The organism is Mannheimia kashgarensis, from assembly GCF_041807705.1.
Lineage (GTDB): Bacteria > Pseudomonadota > Gammaproteobacteria > Enterobacterales > Pasteurellaceae > Mannheimia.
This window is the reverse complement of record NZ_JBGTYY010000014.1, coordinates 1-24,628: the sequence shown is the minus strand read 5'-3', so window position 1 is coordinate 24,628 and position 24,628 is coordinate 1. Positions and strand designations below refer to the sequence as shown.

Annotated in this window: 27 protein-coding genes and 1 rRNA gene; 14 read left to right on the top strand and 14 right to left on the bottom strand. The window is 40.4% G+C overall.

From position 1 onward, the window contains the following. Window positions 1–26: 26 nt before the first annotated feature. Entirely contained in the window at window positions 27–491 is a 465-nt protein-coding gene (locus tag ACERCF_RS07120; RefSeq protein WP_373625125.1) for an outer membrane lipoprotein, read from the bottom strand. Window positions 492–516: 25 nt separating this feature from the next. Continuing rightward, window positions 517–1,116 (bottom strand): VOC family protein, encoded by a 600-nt coding sequence (locus ACERCF_RS07115; RefSeq protein WP_373625124.1) that lies wholly within the window; start codon window positions 1,114–1,116, stop codon window positions 517–519. A 32-nt stretch (window positions 1,117–1,148) separates the two neighbouring features. Here ACERCF_RS07115 and argS point away from each other — a divergent pair, with 32 nt between their 5' ends. Beyond that, entirely contained in the window at window positions 1,149–2,876 is a 1,728-nt protein-coding gene (gene argS / locus ACERCF_RS07110; RefSeq protein ID WP_373625123.1) for an arginine--tRNA ligase, read from the top strand. Between the two features lie 147 nt (window positions 2,877–3,023). Further along, the gene (cgtA, locus tag ACERCF_RS07105; RefSeq protein WP_373625122.1) at window positions 3,024–4,196 is read left to right on the top strand and encodes an Obg family GTPase CgtA; all 1,173 of its coding nucleotides are present in this window, start codon (window positions 3,024–3,026) and stop codon (window positions 4,194–4,196) included. Window positions 4,197–4,269: 73 nt separating this feature from the next. Here the strand turns inward: cgtA and ACERCF_RS07100 are convergent, their stop codons facing one another. Beyond that, complete coding sequence (locus ACERCF_RS07100; RefSeq protein ID WP_373625121.1) at window positions 4,270–4,890, bottom strand: outer membrane protein; 621 nt, start codon at window positions 4,888–4,890, stop codon at window positions 4,270–4,272. A 10-nt stretch (window positions 4,891–4,900) separates the two neighbouring features. Beyond that, window positions 4,901–5,431, bottom strand: a complete 531-nt coding sequence (locus tag ACERCF_RS07095; RefSeq protein WP_373625120.1) for a hypothetical protein — start codon at window positions 5,429–5,431, stop codon at window positions 4,901–4,903. Window positions 5,432–5,586: 155 nt separating this feature from the next. Here ACERCF_RS07095 and ACERCF_RS07090 point away from each other — a divergent pair, with 155 nt between their 5' ends. The 4 genes from ACERCF_RS07090 to ACERCF_RS07075 all read left to right on the top strand — a co-directional run bounded on the left by ACERCF_RS07090 (window position 5,587) and on the right by ACERCF_RS07075 (window position 7,179). Further along, window positions 5,587–5,994: a helix-turn-helix domain-containing protein gene (locus ACERCF_RS07090; RefSeq protein WP_373611849.1), complete on the top strand. Its 408-nt coding sequence runs from the start codon at window positions 5,587–5,589 to the stop codon at window positions 5,992–5,994. A gap of 16 nt (window positions 5,995–6,010) precedes the next feature. Continuing rightward, window positions 6,011–6,199 carry a DUF5397 family protein gene (locus tag ACERCF_RS07085; RefSeq protein ID WP_373625119.1) on the top strand — a complete coding sequence of 63 codons (189 nt, stop codon included), beginning with the start codon at window positions 6,011–6,013 and terminating at the stop codon, window positions 6,197–6,199. Window positions 6,200–6,201: 2 nt separating this feature from the next. Next, window positions 6,202–6,480: a virulence factor gene (locus ACERCF_RS07080; RefSeq protein ID WP_373625118.1), complete on the top strand. Its 279-nt coding sequence runs from the start codon at window positions 6,202–6,204 to the stop codon at window positions 6,478–6,480. An 81-nt stretch (window positions 6,481–6,561) separates the two neighbouring features. Further along, complete coding sequence (locus tag ACERCF_RS07075) at window positions 6,562–7,179, top strand: HI_0552 family protein (protein WP_373625117.1); 618 nt, start codon at window positions 6,562–6,564, stop codon at window positions 7,177–7,179. Window positions 7,180–7,216: 37 nt separating this feature from the next. Here the strand turns inward: ACERCF_RS07075 and ACERCF_RS07070 are convergent, their stop codons facing one another. From ACERCF_RS07070 to hda, 7 genes are all read right to left on the bottom strand, one after another. Then, complete coding sequence (locus tag ACERCF_RS07070) at window positions 7,217–9,175, bottom strand: heme lyase CcmF/NrfE family subunit (protein ID WP_373625116.1); 1,959 nt, start codon at window positions 9,173–9,175, stop codon at window positions 7,217–7,219. Beyond that, window positions 9,172–9,726, bottom strand: a complete 555-nt coding sequence (gene ccmE, locus ACERCF_RS07065) for a cytochrome c maturation protein CcmE (RefSeq protein WP_373611844.1) — start codon at window positions 9,724–9,726, stop codon at window positions 9,172–9,174. Before ccmE ends, ACERCF_RS07070 begins: the two co-directional genes overlap by 4 nt. Before the next feature lie 199 nt (window positions 9,727–9,925). Continuing rightward, the gene (gene ccmD / locus ACERCF_RS07060; RefSeq protein WP_373625115.1) at window positions 9,926–10,120 is read right to left on the bottom strand and encodes a heme exporter protein CcmD; all 195 of its coding nucleotides are present in this window, start codon (window positions 10,118–10,120) and stop codon (window positions 9,926–9,928) included. Between the two features lie 17 nt (window positions 10,121–10,137). Then, window positions 10,138–10,875: a heme ABC transporter permease gene (locus ACERCF_RS07055; protein ID WP_373611842.1), complete on the bottom strand. Its 738-nt coding sequence runs from the start codon at window positions 10,873–10,875 to the stop codon at window positions 10,138–10,140. A 199-nt stretch (window positions 10,876–11,074) separates the two neighbouring features. Beyond that, complete coding sequence (gene ccmB / locus ACERCF_RS07050; RefSeq protein ID WP_373625114.1) at window positions 11,075–11,737, bottom strand: heme exporter protein CcmB; 663 nt, start codon at window positions 11,735–11,737, stop codon at window positions 11,075–11,077. Next, window positions 11,734–12,375 carry a cytochrome c biogenesis heme-transporting ATPase CcmA gene (gene ccmA / locus ACERCF_RS07045; RefSeq protein WP_373625113.1) on the bottom strand — a complete coding sequence of 214 codons (642 nt, stop codon included), beginning with the start codon at window positions 12,373–12,375 and terminating at the stop codon, window positions 11,734–11,736. Before ccmA ends, ccmB begins: the two co-directional genes overlap by 4 nt. A gap of 144 nt (window positions 12,376–12,519) precedes the next feature. Next, the gene (gene hda / locus ACERCF_RS07040; RefSeq protein WP_373625112.1) at window positions 12,520–13,230 is read right to left on the bottom strand and encodes a DnaA regulatory inactivator Hda; all 711 of its coding nucleotides are present in this window, start codon (window positions 13,228–13,230) and stop codon (window positions 12,520–12,522) included. Between the two features lie 217 nt (window positions 13,231–13,447). On the opposite strand from hda, the gene ACERCF_RS07035 reads away from it, so the two are divergent. The 7 genes from ACERCF_RS07035 (at window position 13,448) to ACERCF_RS07005 (ending at window position 20,525) form a co-directional block, all read left to right on the top strand. Further along, window positions 13,448–15,049, top strand: a complete 1,602-nt coding sequence (locus ACERCF_RS07035) for an ABC transporter substrate-binding protein (protein WP_373625111.1) — start codon at window positions 13,448–13,450, stop codon at window positions 15,047–15,049. A gap of 176 nt (window positions 15,050–15,225) precedes the next feature. After that, window positions 15,226–16,230 (top strand): ABC transporter permease subunit, encoded by a 1,005-nt coding sequence (locus ACERCF_RS07030; protein WP_373611838.1) that lies wholly within the window; start codon window positions 15,226–15,228, stop codon window positions 16,228–16,230. Window positions 16,231–16,315: 85 nt separating this feature from the next. Beyond that, window positions 16,316–17,206: an ABC transporter permease subunit gene (locus tag ACERCF_RS07025; RefSeq protein ID WP_373611837.1), complete on the top strand. Its 891-nt coding sequence runs from the start codon at window positions 16,316–16,318 to the stop codon at window positions 17,204–17,206. Between the two features lie 10 nt (window positions 17,207–17,216). Then, on the top strand, window positions 17,217–18,197 hold the full coding sequence (gene dppD, locus ACERCF_RS07020; protein ID WP_373611836.1) for a dipeptide ABC transporter ATP-binding protein: 981 nt from the start codon (window positions 17,217–17,219) through the stop codon (window positions 18,195–18,197). A 109-nt stretch (window positions 18,198–18,306) separates the two neighbouring features. Further along, a complete protein-coding gene (locus tag ACERCF_RS07015) occupies window positions 18,307–19,290 on the top strand; it encodes a peptide ABC transporter ATP-binding protein (protein WP_373625110.1) in 984 nt (327 codons plus the stop codon). A 63-nt stretch (window positions 19,291–19,353) separates the two neighbouring features. Next, a complete protein-coding gene (locus ACERCF_RS07010; RefSeq protein ID WP_373625109.1) occupies window positions 19,354–20,103 on the top strand; it encodes an XAC2610-related protein in 750 nt (249 codons plus the stop codon). Window positions 20,104–20,147: 44 nt separating this feature from the next. Next, on the top strand, window positions 20,148–20,525 hold the full coding sequence (locus ACERCF_RS07005; RefSeq protein ID WP_373625108.1) for a hypothetical protein: 378 nt from the start codon (window positions 20,148–20,150) through the stop codon (window positions 20,523–20,525). 45 nt (window positions 20,526–20,570) lie between these two features. Here ACERCF_RS07005 and sohB read toward each other — a convergent pair whose 3' ends face one another. Next, window positions 20,571–21,623, bottom strand: a complete 1,053-nt coding sequence (gene sohB, locus ACERCF_RS07000) for a protease SohB (protein ID WP_373625107.1) — start codon at window positions 21,621–21,623, stop codon at window positions 20,571–20,573. Window positions 21,624–21,646: 23 nt separating this feature from the next. Then, the gene (gene lpxB / locus ACERCF_RS06995; protein WP_373625106.1) at window positions 21,647–22,828 is read right to left on the bottom strand and encodes a lipid-A-disaccharide synthase; all 1,182 of its coding nucleotides are present in this window, start codon (window positions 22,826–22,828) and stop codon (window positions 21,647–21,649) included. A gap of 138 nt (window positions 22,829–22,966) precedes the next feature. Here lpxB and ACERCF_RS06990 point away from each other — a divergent pair, with 138 nt between their 5' ends. Next, window positions 22,967–24,061, top strand: a complete 1,095-nt coding sequence (locus tag ACERCF_RS06990) for a porin (protein ID WP_373625105.1) — start codon at window positions 22,967–22,969, stop codon at window positions 24,059–24,061. Between the two features lie 349 nt (window positions 24,062–24,410). On the opposite strand, the gene rrf is transcribed toward ACERCF_RS06990, so the two are convergent. After that, window positions 24,411–24,526 (bottom strand): 5S ribosomal RNA (rrf, locus tag ACERCF_RS06985). Between the last annotated feature and the right edge of the window lie 102 nt (window positions 24,527–24,628).

The following is a 24,628-nucleotide window of genomic DNA, read 5'->3' as shown; positions in this document are numbered from 1 at the left end:
CAAGAAAAACCTAAAAAATACTGAAATTAAAGAAGAGACACATTCATATCTGAGTTAGATCCTACAATTCTCACACGTTTACCAGGCACAAAACCGTCTTCTTTCTTCTGAACGACCACGATTTCTTTACCATCATCTTTGCGAATTACCATTTCTAATGAAGAAACTTGGCTCGCTTTATGTTCTACTTGATTACCGATTACAGAACCTGCAATCGCACCTACTGCTGTTGCAATAGCTTGGCCTGTACCGCCACCAACAGTGCTACCGGCAATACCGCCTAATACACCGCCGCCAACAGTACCAATCACACCTTGACTATCTGCTTGAATTTTAACATCACGCACAGATAAAATTGTGCCATAAGCGATAGAACGAGCTTCTTTTGCTTGATTACCCGTGTAAACGCTGCCACTATAAACATCTGTATTTGCACAGCCAACTAACACAAAACTTGACATTAACGCCACTGCTAAAGCTAATTTTCTCATTTTAATTCTCCTAAAAACCTAAAAATTACATTTCTGACATAATTATGCTGTTTATATCATAAGGGTGCAGCTTTAGACAATAAGGATTACAAAAAGTTACATTTCTCAAGCTGATAGCAATACTTGGATTCGGTAATGACTCCACTTCCGCTTTAGGCTGACTAATTTTAAGTTTAAGCTCAGTATTATTAGCTAAATTAAAATGAGAAATAGCACGTTCCACCCACTGTTCTACACTTTCTCCACCTAAAAACGGAAACACTATCTCAATATGTTCCCAACCTTCTTGCGGATAAATCTTATCTTTCGGAAAAGGCAACTCAACAATATTTACAAATTGTCCGTAAAATTCTACCGCTTGTGTTAAGGTAAATAACCCTATCGGTCTGCCGTTCACCTCACTCTCTTTAAGTAAGGTTGCCTCCTCGAGTAAAATGGCTTTCCACTGCTCTGCGGTTTCAGTTTGGTTCATTCTTAGCGCAAGGTGATCGATTTCATACGCTGCTAAATCAATACCGGCGATTTCGGCAATTTGTCGGATTTTCTGTTCAAATTGCGATAAATCGCCAAAACAAGCGGTCATTTTCTCGAAAAATTTTGCATTTTCTGCTATAATCTCGTTCATTTTTTGCAAATAAAATTTAATAGGTTAAATCAGTGAATATTCAACAAATTTTATCAGATAAAATTAAACAGGCAATGGTGGCAAGTGGTACAGAGAGCAATGTTGAGCCATTAGTTCGCCAATCAGGCAAGCCAGAATTTGGCGACTATCAAGCAAACGGTGCGATGGGTGCGGCGAAAAAATTAGGTATGAACCCGCGTGAATTTGCTCAGAAAGTGTTAGATAACGCCAATTTAAACGGCATTGCCGATAAATTAGAAATTGCAGGGCCGGGCTTTATCAATATTTTCTTAAACCCGGAATGGCTGGCGGAGAACACTAACAATGCCTTGCAAGCGGTCAATTTTGGCATAAAAACTGCAAATCCGCAGACGATTGTGATCGACTATTCCTCGCCGAACGTGGCGAAAGAAATGCACGTCGGGCATTTACGTTCGACCATTATTGGCGATGCGGTAGTCCGCACCTTAGCATTCTTAGGCAATAACGTGATTCGTGCCAACCACGTTGGCGACTGGGGAACTCAATTCGGTATGCTGATCGCTTACCTTGAAAAAATGGAAAACGAACACGCCAGCGAAATGGAGTTAAGCGATTTAGAAGCCTTCTACCGTGCGGCAAAAGAGCATTATGATTCAGACGAAGCATTCGCCGAAAAAGCCCGTAACTATGTGGTGAAATTACAAAGCGGCGATGAATATTGCTTAACGATGTGGAAAAAATTAGTCGATATTACAATGCACCACAATCAAGAGAACTACAATCGCCTAAATGTTACGCTCACCGAAAAAGATGTGATGGGCGAGAGCCTCTACAACCCAATGTTGCCTGAAATTGTGGCGGATTTAAAAGCCAAAGGCTTAGCGGTGGAAGATGACGGTGCTTTAGTGGTTTTCCTCGATGAATTTAAAAATAAAGATGGCGACCCAATGGGCGTGATTGTGCAGAAAAAAGATGGTGGTTTCCTTTACACCACCACCGACATTGCGGCAGCAAAATATCGCTATGAAACGCTAAAAGCAGATCGTGCATTAGTGTTCTCAGACAGCCGCCAAGCTCAACATATGCAACAAGCGTGGTTAATTACTCGCAAAGCAGGTTATGTGCCAGAGAGTTTCAGCCTTGAACACCCATTCTTCGGAATGATGTTAGGCAAAGACGGTAAGCCGTTCAAAACTCGTAGCGGTGGCACAGTTAAACTGAAAGATTTATTAGATGAAGCCGTTGAGCGTGCAGATGAATTAATTTCTGAGCGTTCTACCGATTTAACCGCAGAAGAAAAAGCGGCAGTGGTTGAAGCGGTAGCAATCGGCTCGGTAAAATATTCTGATTTATCGAAAAACCGTACAACAGACTACGTTTTTGATTGGGATAATATGCTAACTTTTGAAGGTAACACTGCGCCTTATATGCAATATGCCTACACTCGTATCCGCTCTATCTTTGCCCGTGCAGGCATTGATGAAAACGGCTTAAGTGGTTCTATTCAACTCAATGAACCTAAAGAGCGTGCCTTAGCGGTAAAATTGCTTCAGTTTGAAGAAGCCTTAAATGGTGTAGCAAAAGACGGTATGCCGCATATTTTATGCCAATACTTATATGAATTAGCAGGTAGTTTCTCGAGCTTCTACGAGGCTTGCCCAATTTTAAATGCGGCAGAAGAAACCAAAAACAGCCGTTTAAAACTAGCAGCATTAACGGCAAAAACCTTGAAACAAGGGTTGGATCTATTAGGCATTAAAACAGTAGAGAAGATGTAAGAATAGTTCCCCTCTTTAGCAAAGAGGGGGTAGGGGAGATTTGGCAGAGCTAATTCTAACCTTATACGAAATTTTAGTATCGTAATCAAATCTCCCCCAGCCCCTCTTTATCTAAAGAGGGGAGATATTTATAAGGAACAATGTAAAATGAAATTTATTGACGAAGCCCTGATTCGTGTTGAAGCAGGCGATGGTGGAAATGGCTGTGTGAGCTTCCGCCGTGAAAAATATATCCCGAAAGGGGGCCCAGACGGTGGCGATGGCGGCGATGGTGGTGATGTTTACTTAATCGCTGACGAAAACCTGAACACACTTATCGACTACCGTTTCGAGAAACGTTATGCCGCAGGGCGTGGCGAAAATGGTCGTAGTGCAGGTTGTACAGGTCATCGTGGTAACGATATTACTTTACGAGTACCTGTTGGTACCCGTGCTATCGATAACGACACTCAAGAAGTGCTTGGCGATTTAACTAAACACGGTATGAAAATGTTGGTGGCTAAAGGCGGCTATCACGGTTTAGGTAACACTCGCTTTAAATCATCAGTAAACCGTGCGCCACGCCAGAAAACCAATGGTACGCTGGGCGAAAAACGTGATCTGTTATTAGAGTTAATGTTACTTGCTGATGTGGGTATGCTTGGTTTACCCAATGCGGGGAAATCCACCTTTATTCGCAGCATATCTGCGGCAAAACCGAAAGTGGCTGATTACCCATTTACTACCCTTGTGCCAAGTTTAGGCGTGGCTCGTGTTGGCTCAGATCGCAGCTTTGTGGTGGCGGATATTCCCGGCTTAATTGAAGGGGCTGCGGAAGGAGCTGGTTTAGGAATTCGCTTCCTAAAACACTTAGAGCGTTGTCGCATTTTAATTCACTTAGTGGATATTATGCCGATTGACGAAAGCGATCCTGCTCACAATATTTCTGTGATTGAATCCGAGCTTTATCAATACAGCGAAAAGTTAGCCGAAAAACCAATTTGGTTAGTGTTCAATAAAATTGACACCATTGGCGAAGAAGAAGCGGCGGAACGAGCAAAAGAAATCGCTGAACAAATCGGCTGGGAAGACGATTACTACTTGATTTCTGCTGCTACAGGTCAAAACGTGCAAGCCCTCACCCGTGATATTATGGACTTCATCGAAGCGAACCCGCGTGAAGTAGAAGAAGAAAATAAAGAAGCGGAAGAAGTGAAATTCAAATGGGAAGACTACCACAATGAGGCAATGCAAAACCCTGTCGAAGAAGATTGGGACGACTGGGACGATGATTGGACCGAAGAAGATGACGAAGGCGTAGAGTTTATTTACGAACGCTGATAAAAAGACAAGCGGTTGTTTTTAGCTAGTAATTTGCAAATTCTGAGGAAAAACAACCGCTTCAATAATTAAGCTAAAAATGGTAGGAGCCACTTAAAGTGATATTCTTAGTTTTAATTCTAATATCATTTTGACCTTTTAAATTAGCTTTATGATATTCAACCCCAATATCAAAGTCTGGTGTAGCTGCATATTTCATTCCTGCACCGATACCAACGCCATAAGCTCCTGGATTTTTAATTACAGCTCGATTCCCATAAACAGCATCATTATTTACATCAAATGAACTTACATTTAGACTCACTTTTACATAGGGTAAAAAATTGCCTAAAAGGCGATAGCCTTGTAAATAAGCCATGCTTGTTGCAAATTGCTCTTTTGTAACAGTTCCTAACTCAGATTTCGTTTTTGCATTCGAGAAAGCGAAACTTGCCTCTGCTTGTCCTACAAAATCAGTAGATCCCAAGTTAAAGCCATAACCAGTCTTAACTCCAAATCTTGTTCCATTCGAGCCATTAGCAGTAAAATTACCACCTATTGAAGAATACCCAAGTTCAGAATAAGGAACAGAAAAAGTATGCTTAGTTGTAGTTAACTCACTACCAAAATAAAAACCTGTAAAGGAGGTAGCTTTTGCAAATGCTGGAACAGATAGACAAATAAAAGCAAATGCAACACCTAGAATTTGATTCATTTCATATTCCTTATAAATTAATTGGCTGTAATTTTGATTTCTGTTCAGCAGTAAGTGTTTCAATCGATAAAATATTCAATGTACGCTCAGCTGAGGTTGCTCCTAAATCTGCATTCACTTCTTCAGGTAATTTATACATTGCACCTGTCAAAGGATCTAAAATTAAGTAACCAATTAATCCACCGAACAGTAAGTTACCACCTAAATACCAACCATCTAAACTGGTATCCAGTTCAATCGTCCGAGTTGTTCCTGCAACTTCTTTACGTTTTTTACCTTTACCTTCAAATGTACTTGGTGTTGTAAAGGTAATTTGGTATTTCTCACCTTTGAAATAACCAGCACCAGCTTTTAATGTAACAATTTGCGGTGTTACGCCCTGTGAAACTTGTTCTCCCGCTCTATTCTTAATCGTAAAAGAAGCCCCACTTGGTGTCGATTTAATATTTACGGGATAAGTGCTTTCGCTAACAATCGTTGCACAACCTGTAGCAAAAAGAGCTGTAACGACTAATACGGATAATTTTCCTAATTTTTTCATAGATAAGTCCCTCTAAATGTGTGAAAATAACATTGTTTGCATTACAAAATGCAGGAAAATTCTAAGAAAAAACCTTATTTTCAACCAGAATCAAACAAGACAAAAAACCACCTAATTTGTCATTAGAATTGCTCAATTTGTGAGGAAATAAATCAATGGGAATGCACGATAAAATCCGTTTAATGCGAGAAATTCGTCAATGGTCGCAGGAAGAAATGGCGGATAAGATGAATATGTCATTAAGTGGCTACGCTAAAATTGAGCGAGGCGAAACAAAATTACATTACGATAAATTAGTGCAAATTGCCCAAATTTTTAATATGAATTTGTCTGATCTTGTTGATTCTGACAAAGGCGTTATTTTTTGTATGAATGATAACAGCGATTATATTTACACAAACTATGGCAATATTAGTGAGGCAACTCTACTTGAAATTGAGAAGTTAAAATTATCCCTTTCTCATAAAGATGAACTAATATCATATAAAGACTCATTATTGCTCCAAAAAGACCAAGAAATTCAATCGCTTAAAAAGATTATTGCTTTATTGGAAAATCGTTAGGAGGAAAACAGACAGAATGGAAGTAAATCAAATACCTGTCGGCACAATTAAAACTTTTGGTAATTATGGTATTCCGTACCAAGTTGGCGAACCTGATCAAGTATTAGCAGATGGTGATATTTTAGTTAATATCACCTTGATTCAAACAGGCGAACAAGAAAAGTATAAATTATCTAAATTATTGAAAGATCCTAATGCGGAGTAAAAATGTACGCAATTTCATTTGATTTAGTTGTTGCAGATACTGAAGAAAACCACCCTAAAGGGGTAACTCAAGCCTATACCGATATTGGTATAACACTTAAAAAATTTGGTTTTGAACGTGTTCAAGGTAGCTTATATATCAATAATGATGAAAATATGGCAAATTTGTTCCAAGCAATGAATGCGTTAAAAGCAATGGAATGGTTTCCTCGTTCAGTTAGAGATATCCGAGCATTTCGCATTGAGCAATGGTCTGATTTTACCTCTATCATTAAAGAATAAAAAATCACAAGCGATTGTTTTTGCACGGAGATTTGCAAATTCCCGGAGAAAAACAACCGCTTGTAGGTTTAAGGAGAGTTTATGCTTAGCTCAACATCGTGCGATTTATTCAATATTCCGTTCTTCCAATTTGCTCAGATGAAAAAATATTGCCCTGAAGAAATTCCTCGTATTAAAGCGGATTACAAGGCTCATTGGGAAATTTGGAAAAAGCTACATCTAGACATTGCTCACCAACTTGGGCAGCCGTTTAGCGAGCCACATATTGAGCGTTGGTGTAATGGCTGGCAGGTTCGAGCCCATTTTTTCACTTACTATAAGTATGAATTTAATAAAAACTCGGCAGCGATTATTTCGGTTATTCTAAACCGCCGTCGTTTGCAAGTATGCCTTGATTGGCACTGCTATCGGGCTGATCGTTCGCAAATTAATGTGCAGCAATATAATCAGTGGTGGGAAAATATTGATTGGGAAAAATATAGGGAATTTGATATTTGGAACGGTAAAGAGAGTGAATATGATGATTTCAGAAAAGTCAGCCAGATTTCAGCTCAAGAATTAATTTTAGCAGATGATGAGGATTTTTGGTGCATCGGGCGGAATGTGGAAAAGGAAGAACTTGATAATATTGATGCGGTGGAATTTATCTATCAGACCATTCGAGACTTATTACCGCTTTATGAGAAATGCCATCAGTAAAAATAGGGCGAACAATTATGTTCGCCCTTTTGGTTATTTAAGCAACAGCCTCTTTTTTATTTTCAATGCGTAAACGGTAGCGTTTATCCAACATACAGAGTAAACCACCGAGAGCCATAAACAGCCCGCCAATCCAAATCCAGCGAATGAATGGTTTGTAGTATAAGCGAACCGCCCAAGAATCATCTTCTAGCTTTTCGCCTAAGGCTGCGTATAAATCACGAGTAAAGCCCCAGTCGATTGCCGCTTCGGTCATACCCATTCGGCTCACGTTATAGAAACGTTTTTCTGCATTAAGCGTAGCTTCATATTTGCCATTGCGGGTAATTTCAAGCTCGGCTGTACCACCTTGATAGTTTGCCCCATCGGTGATTTTAATACCTTTAAATTCAAATTGGTAATCCAAAATCTCGGCTTTATCGCCCACATTCATTCTGACATCACGTTCAATGCTGAAATTTTGGCTAAATGCAATGCCAAACACCGTCATCGCTACCCCTAAGTGAGCCAGCACCATTCCCCAATGTGAACGGGACAGTTTGAAAATGCCGTTTAAGAACGAGTGGCGATGGGTTGCACGTTGATGTAGCTCATACAGGCTAAGTAACACAATAAAGACAGACATCATCGTGCCTAACACCACAGTCACGGTAATGGTATTACGGAATAAATACGGCAAGCCAAAACCAAGCAGAGCCATTAAAATAGTGGCAATAATAACTGGTTTACGAATAGCTGAAACTTGGTCTCTACGCCATTTCACTAACGGTCCGATACCCAATACAAAGGAGAAAGGTACCATTAAAATTAAGAACATCTGGTCGAAGAACGGTGCGCCGATTGAGATTGTGCCTAAACCGATTTGTTTGTGAACAAGCGGTAATAATGTACCTAAAAACACCACCGATAAAAACGCCATCAATAAAATATTATTGATTAATAGCATTGTTTCCCGTGAATAGCGTTCGTAGTTATCCAAGCTTTTAATTTGGGAACCTTTAAACGCATATAGCAATAATGAGCCGCCCACCACAATAACAAGGTAAGCTAAGATATATAAACCTCTCGTTGGATCTGAGGCGAATGCGTGAACGGAAACTAAAATGCCTGAACGCACTAAGAATGTTCCTACCAAACAGAGTGAGAAGGCAAGAATAGCCAATAACACCGTCCACGCTTTGAATGTGCCTCGTTTTTCAGTAACCGCTAATGAGTGAATGAGTGCTGTTCCTGCAATCCACGGCATAAGTGAGGCGTTTTCAACTGGGTCCCAGAACCACCAGCCACCCCAGCCTAATTCGTAGTATGCCCACCAAGAACCAAGTACGATGCCGAGTGTTAGAAATACCCACGCTGCCATCGTCCACGGGCGAGACCATCTTGCCCAAGCAGTGTCTAATCGACCTGTCATTAATGAAGCAATCGCAAATGCAAAAGCAACCGAGAAGCCCACATAGCCCATATAAAGTAATGGTGGGTGGAAAATTAAACCCACGTCTTGCAACATCGGGTTTAATTCTTTGCCATCAACAGGGAAATTAGGGAAAGTTCTATCAAATGGATTTGAGGTAAAAATAACAAATACCAGAAAACCAATGCTAATTAATCCCATCAGTCCCAGCACTCTTGCTACCGCTTCTTCGGGCATTTTGCGAGTAAACGCCGCAACACCTACAGACCAAAGTGAAAGCAACCAAACCCACAGTAAGAGCGATCCTTCGTGCGCACCCCATACTGCCGATAATCGATATTCAAGCGGCAAACGGCTATTTGAGTTGTTCACCACATATTGCACGGTAAAATCATTCACCGCAAACAGATAAAACAGCGAACCAAAAGAGACAGTCAATGCCAAAAACATTGCCCAAGTCATCGGGCGGGCAAGAGCAATTAAGGTGCTATTTTGCTTTTCTGCTCCCCAAATCGGTAAAATTGCCAATAATACAGAAATAGCTAAAGCGAGTGCCAAAGCATAATTGCCTAATTCTGCAATCATTTAGTTTCCCCTTGTGTATTGGCTTTTTGGGCTTCAGCTTCTGCTTTCATTTTGCGATCCGTTTCCGATTCGCCTTTTAAATCTTGCTCTGAAACACCTGATTTTTTATGTTGATCTTTCAATTTATCACCTAATTCAGGTGGCATATAGTTTTCATCGTGTTTTGCCAATACTTCCGTTGCTTTTAAACGAGTCGGCTCAATGAGCACACCTTGTGCCACAATGCCCTGCCCTTCACGGAATAAATCAGGCAAAATGCCCTCGTATTCCACAGTAATGGAAGGTCCAACATCGTTTAAATCAAATACCACTTTTAAGGTTTTATCATCACGTTTAACCGTATCTTCCACAACCATTCCGCCCACACGAATACGCTGTCCGACTTCTGGCTTTTGTTTAGGATCATCATTTTTACCATTGACAATTTCAGATGGCGTGTAGAAAAGATCGATATTTTGGCTTAACGCATAAAGTGTCAATCCTGCTGCCACAGAAAGCCCAAGCAATACTGAAAGTACTACTTTCAATCTTGATTTTCGTCTTGGATTCATCGTAATCACCCTCAAAAACAGATGCAAATTGCATCAAAAATATTCAAAAAATAAGCTATTATAAGAATAACAAAAAACCGCAAAATATTCCTCATATTCAAAGGAAGTTTTGCGATTTCTCAAATTAAATACCTATAAAGAAGTATTAATAGAATATTTGCAAAATTTTAACGTTTTTTAACCACTTGTATTTGCACTATTAATATGACTGTTTGAGCTTTTCTTCTCTTGCCAACTCTTTTTTCGCTTGGGCTAAAATTGCCCTGTGTTCACGGCGGCTTAACCAAATCAAGCCACCTACCGCAATAAAAGTAACCGCATAAGAGAGCCATACGTAGAAACCGTAGCCACCCATTGCGAAGAAATCGCTGATTGATTCAAATTGAAATGTCATTTCTATCTCCTGCTTTCTTATGCTGATTTCGCTAAATTTTTAACCCAAGGGCGATTACGCTCATCTTTTAATAATGCGATACGATAACGCCAAATACTAAACCACGCTGTAAAAATAAGTGTGCCTAAAATCGCCAATAATAGCGGAATAAGCATTTCAACCGCCATTGATGGTTTGTCGAACTTAGTAATAGTTGCTCCTTGATGTAGCGTATTCCACCACTCCACAGAGAAGTGAATAATCGGCAGGTTAATTACCCCAACCACAGAAAGCACTGCTGCAGCTTTTGCCCCCGTTTGTTTATCTTGAAACGCTGAATAAAGAGCCATTACCCCAATATAAAGGAAGAAAAGCACTAAGGCTGAGGTTAAGCGTGCGTCCCACACCCACCAAGTTCCCCACATTGGTTTTCCCCAAATCGCTCCTGTGGCAAGAGAGATAAAGGCGAAAACTAAACCGATAGGTGCCATTGAGATCATCGCTAAATTCGCTTGGCGAATCTGCCATACTAACGCCACTAATCCTGCCACCGCCATTGAACCATACACGCCCATCGACCAAATTGCTGCCGGAACATGGATAAAGATAATACGGTAGCTATCGCCCTGTTGGTAATCTTTTGGCGCAAATGCCAACCCCCATACAAAAGCAACCGTGAGCATAATCAAACTTAGCCAACCTAAAAACGGTTGGATTTTCCCTAGCAAATGATACTGCGTTTCAGATTTTGCATAAGGGTGTAGCCATTTCCACATATATTTCTCCAAAGTAAATAACTCCCCTCGCCCGTTTACGGAAGAGGGACGATTTGAGCTTCGTTCAGAAGCGAAAATCAGGGAGAGGGGAAATTTGCAAATTTTCGCAATAATTCGACCGCCTTCCCTCTCTCTGAAAAATTTACCTTTGAACGAGGTGTTTTTCGGTCTCTCTCCCTCTTGAGGGAGAGAAGATGTTTTAGTTCAAACTAATTCTTAATGCACCGGCGATCGTAAACGGCGAAAAAGTTAAGGTAATTGCTAAAATTGCGCCAAGAATGGCAAGTTGTCCGCTGTAGCCCATATTTAACGTGGCAGCTTCTAGCACCGCTGCAGCAAAAATCAGCACAGGTAAAAACAGTGGTAAAATTAATAAGCTGAGTAATGTTCCACCTTTGCGTAAGCCAACTGTTAATGCTACACCTATCGCACCTAAGCAGCTTAAAATCGGCGTGCCAAGTAACAAAGTTAGCACCAATGCCCACCAAACGTGCGTTTCAAGCGAAAGTAAAATTGCCGCAATCGGTGAAAGTAAAATCAGCGGTAAGCCCGTTAAAGCCCAGTGAGCAACCACTTTCGCTAATGCAACTTGCGGTAATCCAACAGGCAATAACATTAATTGCTCTAATGAACCATCTAAATAATCATCTCGGAATAAACGTTCAAAAGAAAGTAAGGCGGAAAGCAGTGCCGCTACCCACGCAATACCTCCGGCAATTTTACCTAATAATTCAGGATTCGGCCCCATTAAAATCGGGAATACAGTAATAACCATTAAAAAGAACCAAAGCGGATTTAAAATTTCCGATGGTTTGCGAAAAGCAATGGTTAATTCACGCTGAATAATGCTAAATAGAATCATACTTTAAACTGATCTAAGGAAATAATCGTTACTTTATCACTGTCTGCTGCTTGGTGACTGGTGAAAATCACTAATCCGCCTTTTTCACAATGCTGTTCGATATGAGAAATCAAATCCGCTACCCCTTTTTTATCAATAGCGGTAAAGGGTTCATCTAAAATCCAAAGTTTCGCCTGCGTAAGCCATAATTTCGCCAGAGCCACACGCCGTTGTTGCCCGGCAGATAATTGAGAGCAAGGCAAATCTTCTCGCCCGATAAGGGAAACTTTATTCAATGCCTCCCACAACGACTCATCATCTTGAGGTAGCTGTTGCACCTTTTGGAAAAAACGTAAATTCTCCCACGCAGTCAGTTCCGGCTTCACACCCGAATAATGCCCTAAATAAAAGAGTTCCGAATAGTATTCATCACGTTGCTTTTGAATAGGGATATCATTCCACAACACCTCGCCTTCAGCAGGTAAAGAAAGCCCGGCTAAAATACGTAACAGGCTGGTTTTCCCAATACCATTATGCCCTTCAATCTGCACCCAATCACCACTGTTTACAATAAGGTTACACCCTTCAAATAAACGGGTTTCTCCTCGCTCACAAGCAATGCTCTGCAATTTAAGCTGATATTGGGCTGTTAGGTTCATCATAATTCAGTAGGAAGAAAAATTTTAGCTGAAGTGTAACATAAGCTATTCTTTTAACGTAGCAAATAAGTTACTTATTTAGAGGTAGCAAGCGGTCAAATTTTCAAAAATTTTTGAAAATTTTGATAAGAATCAAACCGCTTGTTATAGAGAAAGGGTTTCTTTTACAAAAGGAATAGTTAATTTTCGCTGAGCTTGGAGCGATGCGTGGTCTAATTTATCTAATATTTTGGATAGCTCTTCCAAATCCGAGCCGATTTTTTTCAGCAGAAAATGAGCAACCTCATCAGAAAGCTCTATCCCTTTTTGGTGTGCATTGGCTTGCAAAATATGGCATTTTTGCTCGTCAGTAAGATCGCTTAATTGATACACCTCTCCCCACGTTAAACGGGAGCGCAAGTCTGGCAGCTTAATATTTAATTGATGTAGCGGGCAATCCGCACTAATTAACAACAAGGTCTTTATACCATCACTAAATAGCCCTTGTTGCTCTCGAATTTGATTGAATAAGTTGAAAATAGCCAGTTCCCACTCCTCATCGCCAGCAATGGCTTGAATATCATCTAAACAAATCACATTCAGCAGCTCGGCATTATCTAAAACCAATGGCGAGAAATAATAGGCTTTTTTGAGTGGAATATAGCTTGAGGTTTGCTGGTTTAAAAGAAAGTGATTACTCACGGCTTTTAACAGATGACTTTTACCACAGCTTTTTTCGCCCCAAATGTAGAAAAACGGCTGTTGTACATCGGCAAAATTCCGTTTGAGAGATTCAAGCAACACTTCGCTATTTTCTGCATAGAAATTATCGAAAGTGTCTTCATCAATTTGATAAATCGGTAGAGGTAACTGCAAAATATTCCTTAAAGCCAGCCATCAAAACTCTGTAAGAATATCGGAAAACCGCTATTTTGAGAAGCATAAATTGCTCAATTAGCTTTCATTTGTAAATTTTAATAAAGTCCTACCTCTATTTGTTAAAAAAAGATTGCAGTTCGCTAAAAAAATTGTATATTCAGAACTTCACATAAAAAAAGTAATTCAACCTATAAATAAAACTCAAGGAGTGAAAATGAAACACCTAGCTAAACTTTCGTTAATTGCTATGGCGATTGCAGGCTCTGCAACAGCAGTGGCAGCACCAAAAACTTTCGTTTATTGTTTAGAAGCCTCTCCATCAGCAATGAGCCCAGTATTAGTCACAGACGGTGCAAGTATTGATGCCAATGCTCGCCCTATTTATAACAAATTAGTGGATTTTGAAGAAGGCACAACCAATGTTATCCCATCATTAGCAGAAAAATGGGATATTTCTGAAGATGGTAAAACCTATACTTTCCATCTGCGTAAAGGCGTGAAATTCCACGATAATAAAGAATTCAAACCAAGCCGTGATTTAAATGCAGATGACGTATTATTCTCAATTAATCGTCAGCTTGACCCGAACCACCCATTCCACAAAGTATCAGGCGGAAACTATGAATACTTTATCGGTATGGATATGCAAAATATCATTGATAAAGTGGAAAAAGTGGACGATCACACCGTTAAAATTAGCTTAAAAGTGCCAAATGCACCATTCTTAGCAAACTTAGCGATGGATTTTAACGCTGTTTATTCTGCGGAATATGCAGAACAATCATTAAAAGCAGGTAAACCGGAGCGTATTGATACCAATCCAATCGGTAGTGGCCCATTCCAATTTGTGGATTACCAAAAAGATGCAACGGTTCGTTACAAAGCCTTTGAAAACTACTGGCAAGGAAAGGCGAAAATCGACCGCTTAGTGTTTGCGATTACCCCAGATGCGTCTGTACGCTTAGCGAAATTACAAAAAGGCGAATGCCACGCAATGCCGTATCCTAACCCTGCGGATATCGAAACACTGAAAAAAGATGCTAATATTGAGTTAATGAGCCAATCAGGTATGAACGTAGGCTATCTTGCATTGAACTCATCAATCAAGCCGTTAGATAACCAAAAAGTTCGCCAAGCGTTAAACCACGCTGTGAACAAACAAGCAATTGTTGATGCGGTGTATCAAGGTGCTGGTCAAGTTGCGAAAAACCCAATTCCACCAACAATGTGGAGCTACAATGAAGCAATTCAAGACTATGACTACAACCCTGAAAAAGCAAAAGCGTTATTAAAAGAAGCAGGTTTTGAGAACGGCTTTACCACCGAACTTTGGGCAATGCCAGTAGCTCGTCCGTACAACCCGAATGCACGTCGTATGGCTGAACTTATCCAAGAAGACTGGAAAAAAGTGGGCGTGAATGCGAAAATCGTGAGCTACGAATGGGGCGAATACCTCAAACGTTTACGTCAAGGCGAAGCAGCAACGTCAATGATCGGTTGGACAGGTGACAACGGCGACCCAGACAACTTCTTAAACACATTATTAAGCTGTTCAGCGGTTGAAGCAGGTTCAAACTATGCTAAATTCTGCCACAAACCGTTTGAAGAAGTGGTAATTGGTGCAGCTCAAGAAAGCGACAAAGAAAAACGTACCGAGCTTTATAAACAAGCTCAAGTGATCTTTAAAGAGCAAGCTCCTTGGGTTACCATTGCTCACTCAACGGTTTACTTCCCTGTGCGTAAAGAAGTAAAAGGTTATGTAATGAGCCCATTTGGCTTACATGACTTCTACAACGTAGAACTTGCAGATAAATAATCTGCCTGCAAGCGGTGGAATTTTGCAGATTTTTTGCAAATTTTGACCGCTTGTCGTTACTATTGTAGGGGCGGGCCCTGTGCCCGCCCGAATACATGCGGATATAACGGGCGGGTACAGGACCCGCTCCTACTAATTAATCTAATAGTACAATAAGTTGTACAGATATTTTCATTATGTTCCAATTTATCCTTAAACGCATATTAATGGTGATCCCCACCTTTATCGCCATTACTTTAATTACTTTTGCCCTTGTGCATTTTATCCCCGGCGATCCAATTGAGATTCGAATGGGAGAACGTGGATTATCACCCGAAGTTCATCAACAGATGATGGAACAGCTCGGTTTAAACCGACCGTTGTTTGAACAATATTTCAGTTATATCGGTGGCGTGCTACAAGGCGATCTTGGCAGATCGTTTCGTAATAACGAACCTGTATTAAAAGAATTTTTTACCCTTTTCCCTGCAACGGTTGAGCTGGCATTTTTCGCCTTGCTCTGGTCGCTTATTTTAGGGATCTTCTTAGGCGTGATTGCAGCGGTTAAAAAAGAGTCTTGGATTTCACACACCGTTACCACGCTTTCACTGACTGGCTATTCAATGCCGATTTTCTGGTGGGGTTTGGTGCTAATCCTTTATGTTTCTACCCCATTAGGATTACCTGCTTCGGGGCGTTTGCCGTCTGAATATTGGATTGAAGCCGAAACAGGTTTTATGCTGATTGATACTTGGCGTTCAAACGAACCAGGTGCGTTTTTAGCCGCAATAAAATCCTTGGTTCTGCCTGCTATCGTATTAGGTACAATTCCACTTGCGGTCATTACCCGTATGACCCGTTCCTCAATGCTTGAGGTGCTAGGCGAAGATTATATCCGCACCGCTAAAGCGAAAGGCTTGAACACCACTCGTATTGTGATTGTTCACGCCCTGAGAAATGCATTAATTCCTGTGGTAACCGTAGTGGGCTTGATTGTAGGGCAACTTTTGTCAGGGGCGGTTTTAACCGAAAATATCTTCTCGTGGCCGGGCATCGGCAAATGGATCATTGATGCCATCAACAGCCGTGATTACCCTGTATTACAAGGCTCTGTGTTAATCATTGCCACTATTATTATTTTAGTTAATTTAACCGTAGATTTAATTTACGGTATTGTAAACCCAAGAATCCGCCATTCATAACAAGCTAACAAGCGGTTGCAAAAAATATCTGAAAACAACCGCTTGTACTTTAGGATTTGGGCTCATTTTATTTTTGGAGTGATGAATGTCTTCAATAACATTGTCTGCACCTAAACCAAAAACGCCGCTACAGGAGTTCTGGTACTATTTTTGTCAAAATCGAGGTGCATTAATCGGACTTACCTTTATTGCTATAGTCTTTGTTGCTTGCGTGTTCGCACCTTGGGTTGCCCCATTTGATCCAATCGAACAAAACCGTAGTGCATTATTATTGCCACCCGCTTGGTTTGAAGGGGGAAATTCCGCTCATTTACTCGGTACTGATGATATCGGGCGTGATATTCTGTCTCGTATTATTTACGGTGCAAGATTATCTGTCTTTATCGGCTTAATCATTGTGCTACTTTCTTTTGTATTCGGCGTAATTTTAGGCTTAATTGCAGGTTATTACGGCGGTATGCTTGATATCATCATTATGCGATTTGTAGATATTATGCTTGCCATTCCAAGCTTGCTTTTAACCATTGGCGTGGTAACCATTCTTGGTCCATCGCTGACTAACGCAGCCATTGCGATTGCGGCAGTTTCTATTCCAAGCTATGTGCGTTTAACTCGAGCTCAAGTATTAAGTGAGAAAAACCGTGATTATGTAACCGCTTCCCGTGTAGCAGGAGCAAGTGTGTTGCGTTTAATGTTTGTGGTTATCTTGCCAAACTGTTTAGCTCCGCTTATCGTACAAATGACGATGGGTATTTCAAATGCGATTTTAGAACTCGCTGCACTCGGCTTCTTAGGTATTGGGGCTCAACCACCAACACCTGAACTAGGAACGATGCTTGCCGAATCTCGTGGCTTTATGCAATCAGCAAACTGGTTAGTAACCATTCCGGGTTTGGCGATTTTATCGTTAGTATTAGCATTCAACTTAATGGGCGATGGCTTGCGTGATGCTCTCGATCCAAAACTAAAACAATAGGAGAGACAAGATGGCATTATTAACTGTTAATCAGCTTTCCGTCCATTTTGGCGATGAAAAAACGCCATTTAAAGCGGTAGATCGAGTAAGTTACGAAGTCAATGAAGGCGAAGTATTAGGCATTGTAGGCGAATCAGGTTCAGGGAAATCGGTCAGCTCCCTCGCGATTATGGGCTTAATTGACTTTCCCGGCCGTGTAATGGCAGAAAATTTACACTTTAATGGCAATGATTTGTTGGCATTAAAACCAAAGGAAAAGCAACAAATTGTCGGGGCTGATGTGTCTATGATTTTCCAAGATGCAATGACTAGCCTCAACCCAAGCTATACCGTTGGCTATCAGATTATGGAAGCGTTGAAAGTCCATCAAGGTGGTTCAAAAGCAAGCCGCCGTGAGCGAGCGATTGAGCTACTCACAATGGTGGGTATTCCAGATCCTGAATCTCGTTTAGAGGTGTATCCGCACCAACTTTCAGGTGGTATGAGTCAGCGAGTAATGATTGCAATGGCGATTGCCTGTAACCCTAAATTATTGATTGCTGATGAGCCAACAACTGCACTTGATGTAACCATTCAAGCACAGATCATCGACTTACTGCTAGAACTACAACGCAAAGAGAATATGGCGTTGATCTTGATTACGCACGACTTGGCACTGGTTGCCGAAGCGGCTCATCGTATTATCGTAATGTATGCAGGGCAAGTGGTTGAAGAAGGGAAAGCAGAAGAAATTTTCAGCTCACCGCTTCACCCTTACACCCAAGCGTTGCTGAAAGCCTTACCTGAATTTGCCGAAGGTAAATCTCGCTTGCAATCTCTGCCAGGTGTTGTACCGGGTAAATATGACCGACCACAGGGCTGTTTGCTCAATCCTCGCTGCCCGTATGCAACGGAGAAATGCCGTGTTGAAGAGCCCCTAATGCAGATTATCAACGGCAGACAGGTAAAATGCCATTATCCGTTGAGTGAGCAAGGTAATCCAACAATATAAGACGCTATATTGGCATCCGCTGTATCTTTAACTTGCAAAAAATTTTGTAAAATGCACCGCTTGTGGTCGCAAGCATTGCGACCCTACGGTTTTCCGAGAAGGAAAAAGAATGAACGAAAATAATCAATCTCCACCGCTATTAGATGCGATTAATTTAAAAAAATACTACCCCGTCAAAAAGGGAATGTTCGTACCGCCAAAACTCGTTAAAGCGGTTGATGGCGTATCATTTACGCTTGAGCGTGGCAAAACATTGGCGATTGTAGGCGAATCGGGCTGTGGAAAATCAACATTGGGGCGAATGCTCACAATGATTGAAAGCCCCACTGAAGGCGAATTATTCTACAACGGGCAGAATTTCTTAGTAAATGATAAAGAAACCGCTCAGCTACGCCGTAAAAAAATTCAAATTGTATTCCAAAATCCCTATAGCTCACTCAACCCTCGTAAAAAAGTGGGAGCAATTTTGGAAGAGCCTTTACTTATTAATACTGACTTATCCGCAAAACAGCGTAAAGAAAAAGTATTAGAAATGATGGCAAAAGTGGGCTTAAAGCCTGAATTTTATGACCGTTATCCGCATATGTTCTCGGGTGGACAACGTCAGCGAATTGCGATTGCTCGTGGCTTAATGTTACAACCCGACATTGTAGTGGCTGATGAACCTGTTTCTGCATTAGACGTTTCGGTTAGAGCCCAAGTGCTTAACTTGATGATGGATCTGCAAGAAGAAATGGGCTTATCTTATGTGTTTATTTCTCACGATTTATCCGTTGTGGAACATATTGCCGATGAAGTGATGGTAATGTATTTAGGGCGTTGTGTTGAGCAAGGAGATACGAAAACGATTTTTAGTAATCCTCGCCACCCTTATACACAAGCCTTGCTTTCAGCAACACCACGTTTAGATCCAAATCAACGTCGTGAACGCATTAAGCTAACAGGCGAGCTGCCAAGCCCGCTTAAACCACCAAAAGGTTGTGCTTTCAATGCCCGTTGCCGTTTTGCTACAGATCGTTGCTATGTTGAACGACCTGAGTTAAAAACCTACAAAGACGGCACAAAGATTGCTTGCTTCGTGGTGGAAGAATAATTGACAAGCGGTACGATTTTGTAAAAAATTTGCAAATCGTGCCGCTTTTCTTTAAGGAAAAATATGAAGCGTTATTTTTTATTATTTGGATTGCTACTTAGCACCTATTCCCACGCTATTGAAAAATTGAATGTGCAGTTATGGGCAGAGCGAGATCTGATTTCTAACGACGACAAATATATCCTGAATTTACACACAGGCGATTGGCGATCTGGCGGTATTCTCTATTGGGTTGGCACAACCAATAGTTTGCATTTTCGAGGCAATCAAAAAGGGCTAGATTTTACATTAAGTTCTTTTGAGCTGGGCGGAGGAGAAAAACCGTCTGAATATAAAATAGCAGGAAAGCTAACGCCTCATCTTAACCGCTTTGAAGCAAAGCTACACCATCTGCCAAGTCAAAATGTTGAAAAATTAACCTTTGGATCGCTTTTTTGGCAGCCTGATCGCCCTCAACATTTGATCGAATTTTGGGGAGAGCCACAACCCTATAACCGAGTGAAGATTGATGAAATCCGCATTCTCGAACGAGAAAGCCGTCAGTTACTGCAAACCATTGAAGTATCACACAAAAATGATATTTACCAAGAAGGGCTTGCAGCACGCTATATTGATTTAAACTTCGATGGCTATTTTGATATTGCCATGCAAGTTGGGGGAGATTTTGAGGCTGGCGGTTACCGTTATTGGCTCTATAATGCTTCCACTCAAAAATACGAGCTTTCAGAGGAACTCAGCAAACTCACTCGCTATCCATCACGGGATATTATCCTCCGTGAATTGCGACTTTTAGAAGGCACAGTGAAGTGGTAAATGAGGATTTTGCTCACAAGCATTTTAATTATTAAGGAGAAACAATGGCAAACTTTATCCGAAAAACATTTGGCGGATTATCACTTAGTTACTATCTAAGGCATTTCTTATTTGGGTTACTGATTTTTGCCTTATTTATCTTCGCAGGCGTAAAGCACCCTAAAACAGGCGAATGGAATATACCCGTTCTTACCATTCTAATTATTAGCCAATTTCTTTACCCTTACGCACGTTTTGTGTATGAAAGCATTATTGACTATATCTTCGGAAATAATGTGTTCTTTGCGAATGCGATTTTAGTTTTAATTGTGAAGTTATTTACTATGATCTTATGCTATAGCTTTGCAATTTTTATTGCTCCAATTGGGCTGATTTATCTCTATTTTTATCATACCAAACAAGAAAAATTACATAATTCATAAAATAAAAAGGGCTGAACTAGATAAGTTTAGCCCTTTTGCTCAATATTACATTATCGTTGAACGACCTTTATTTAAGAGCTTAGTTAAAACATTTTCCGCAGATTGCTCAATTTGTCTGCCAATTTTTTGGCTCAATGTTTTCTTCTCTTTGTATTTTAATTCAATCACATCTTTCTCAAAGATTGCATTTAAAATCAGATCATCGCTGGTTGCGATTTCATCAACTAAATTTAACTCAATCGCTTGTTGCCCGAACCAATGTTCACCTGTTGCGACCTTTTCAATATCCAACTGTGGACGATTCTGTGCCACAAACTCTTTAAACAATGAATGGGTTTCTTCTAGCTCTTGCTGGAATTTCTGCTTGCCTTTCTCCGTATTTTCGCCCACTAAAGTTACTGTGCGTTTATATTCGCCAGCGGTCATCACATCAACATCAATATCGTGCTTTTTCAAGAAACGATGGATATTCGGTACTTGAGCCACAACCCCTACCGAGCCAATCACCGCAAAAGGAGCAGCCACAATTTTATTTGCCACACACGCCATCATATAGCCACCACTTGCCGCAACTTTATCCACCGCTGCAATTAAAGGAATGTTGCGATCACGCAAGCGTTGCAGCTGCGAAGCTGCTAACCCGTAACCGTGAACCACACCGCCCGGGCTTTCGAGCTTGAGCAATACTTCATCTTTCTCAGGATTAGCAAGGCTGATTACCGCATCAATTTCTCGGCGTAAAGAATTGACCTCGTGAGCCATCATATCACCATTAAAGTTCAGCACAAATAAGCGAGATGGAGCTTCTTCACTTTCTCCACCTTCTTTTAAACGCTTTTTCTCCGCTTTTGCTTTCTCTTTTTCCGCTTTTTTCTCTTGCTTTTCTTGATATTTTAATTCAGCGTCGCTCAAAAAAAAGCCTGCAAGCGATTTTTGCTGTTCCTTATATTTTTTCGTTAAATTGGTAATGGATACTGTACCGTTTTCAGTTTGCTTTTTCGATTCCAAAATCAACATTACCACCACTGCAACAATGCCGAAAACCGTCAATAATTCTAATAAGAAAATACCATAATTAAGTAAAACTTCTTTCCACATACTTCTTCCTTTTTGCAAAAAAATTAATAAATATGACCGCTTGTAGAGCCATTTAATAAATCGATAACCGCTTGAGCCGCTTGCTCGTCTGCATTACATTGAATTGACTTGTGCAACTCAAAAAATCGCTGTTTTAAACCTGCCTTTTTAGCTTGGCTTTCTGTATCCTCTGCAAGAAAAACCGCTAAATGTTTTGCTAAATTCTCTGGATTACACTCCTCTTGGATTAGCTCTGGCACAAGAAGTTCTTGAGCAAGCAAATTAGGCAGAGAAATATAGTCCGTCTTAACTAGCCTCTTTGCCAGCCAATAAGTAAGCGGTTTCATTTTATAACCCACCACCATTGGCGATTTACACAACATTGCTTCTAATGCTGCCGTACCAGACGCTAAGAGAGTGCATTCCGCTGCAATCATCGCCTCACGAGCTTTACCTTGAATAATGTTAAGTTCTAACTCTGGAGCAACTTGGACTTTAATTTCATTAAATTGTGCAATTCGTTTTTCATTTACCATTGGCACTAAGAATTGCAAATCAGGAAAACGAGCCTTTAAAAGCTGAGCTGTTCTTAAAAATGGCTCAGCTAAAAACTGGATTTCACTCCCCCTACTCCCCACCAGAATTGCCATATAGCGTTTACTTTCATCAATATTAAGCGATAAACAGGATTGCGAACGGCTTGGATCTAAAGGAATCGCATCTGCCATTGTATGCCCAATAAAACGGCAAGGTACATTAAACCTATCATAGAACGCTTTCTCAAATGGCAGAAATGCTAATACCAAATTAGTCGCTCTCGCAATTTTAAATACCCGCTTTTGACGCCACGCCCACACAGAGGGGCTAACATAGTGAATCGTTTTAATGCCATTCGCTTTCAGTTTTTCTTCAACGGTTAAGTTAAAATCTGGTGCATCAATGCCAATAAAAATATCAGGCTTTAATTGAAGCATTTCGTCAATCACTTGCTTACGGCGTTTTAGTAATCGTGGTAAGTGTTTAACCACTTCAGCCAAGCCCATTACTGAAAGCTCTTCCATATCAAATAGCGTTTCACAACCTGCAGAAATCATTCTCGGGCCTGCTACTCCAATAAATTTAGCATTCGGATAATGCTTTTTTAGCTCTTTAATTAGCCCCGCTCCGAGAATATCGCCAGATACCTCTCCTGCTACTAATCCAATAATAGGTGCTTTTTCTTTCATCTCAAAATCTATTGGTAATTTATAATGGATCTATTATAGCCAATCATTATATAAACTAACAAAAGAATATTGCTCAGGATAGTATCTTCACATAAACTAATCTCTCTTTTTATATTTTATTTCAAATGGAGTGATCTTATGAAAAAAACAACATTAGCTATTTTAGCTTCCGCTCTAGTAGCAAATGCAGCTTCTGCAGTTACTATCTATGAGCATAAAGAGACAGAGACACAGCTTGACTTTATTGGTTCTGCTCGCATCAAATGGGAAAGCACATCAGATAAAGTTTCACCGGTAAATGGTGAAACTACCCGTCAGCACATCAACCACGCAGTAGATAACAACAGCTCTCGTTTCGGCTTCCGTTTAACCCAACAAGTTGGTCACGGTTTCTACGCACTAGGCCGTATTGAATGGCGTATGCGTGGTGATTCAAGTTCTCAGCACAATTTCGATCATCTTTATACTCATCAGCTCTATGCTGGTATCGGTCATAAACAATACGGTGAATTAACTTACGGTAATATGACAAATATTGCTGATGAAGTAAGACAAACTGATTTACCAAATACATTAAGCTTAAGTGATGGTTTATTAAATTCTGCTTCACGCCGTACACTTCAATATGTTTACAAAGGTATTGATGGCTTAAAACTAGGTGTATTCTATGGTGGCAATAGCCAACGTGGAAATAATAACTTAGATTTAGCAAATGAACGTAAAGACGTTTGGGGCGCTGCAGCAATCTATAACTATAAGATTGATGATAACCAAAGCCTAAAATTAGCAACCGGTACGACTCGTGAACGTTTTGAACAATCAATCGGCAACTACGAGCGTACAGCATTTGCTTTTGGCACAGCCTATATCTATGGAAAAACGACCGTTGGCTTAGATTTAGAACGCCGTGAAACGGAAGATCAAAATGCTATCGGTCACAAACGTATCGAAAAAGAAGTTCGCACTGTGTTACTCCATCGTTTAACCGATCAATGGAATGCCTATACTATGTATGCGTACAAAGAAAACAAGTTAAATGCAGCTGGTTTAGCTAATGATACTAAAGTGAAAAGAAACCAGTTTATGGTGGGTACAGAATACTACGTTATTCCAAAACACTTAAAAGGTTTTGTTGAATGGCAAGCAACCCGAGCTAAAAACTATACCAATGATGTTAAAACATCAAAATCACGTAATTACACAACAGTTGTTGGTGTACGTGCTTATTGGTAATCAAACTATCTTTTTGTGAATAAAAAGCCTCTCAAGTTGAGAGGTTTTTTTATGGTTCAGAAGTGAGCATTTCGTATGCTGTAAATCTCACCAAAAACACCTGCTTGCCCTAATTTTTCTTTTCTCTCTCAATAACAAGCNGAAGTGAGCATTTCGTATGCTGTAAATCTCACCAAAAACACCTGCTTGCCCTAATTTTTCTTTTCTCTCTCAATAACAAGCGGTCCTTTTTCTTCATTTTTTTGCAAAGCTAAAATCTATCAATAATCTATCCCTGTTATAAATACCAAACCTCAAAATAACAAAAACCCCTTAAGTATCTCTACTTAAGGGGATTCCTAAATTAATAACCCGACGATGCTCTACTCTCACATGGCGAATCACCACACTACCATCGACGTTACTGCGTTTTACTTCTGAGTTCGGTATGGAGTCAGGTAGCACCACAGCACTATGGTCGTCGGGAAAATCTTGTTGATTTTCTGTCTTCTCTATTTTTTCGTTCTTTAATCTAAAAACAAGCTCTCACATTGAGTATTCTTTTCTTCGTTTGTCTGTTTGTTTAGT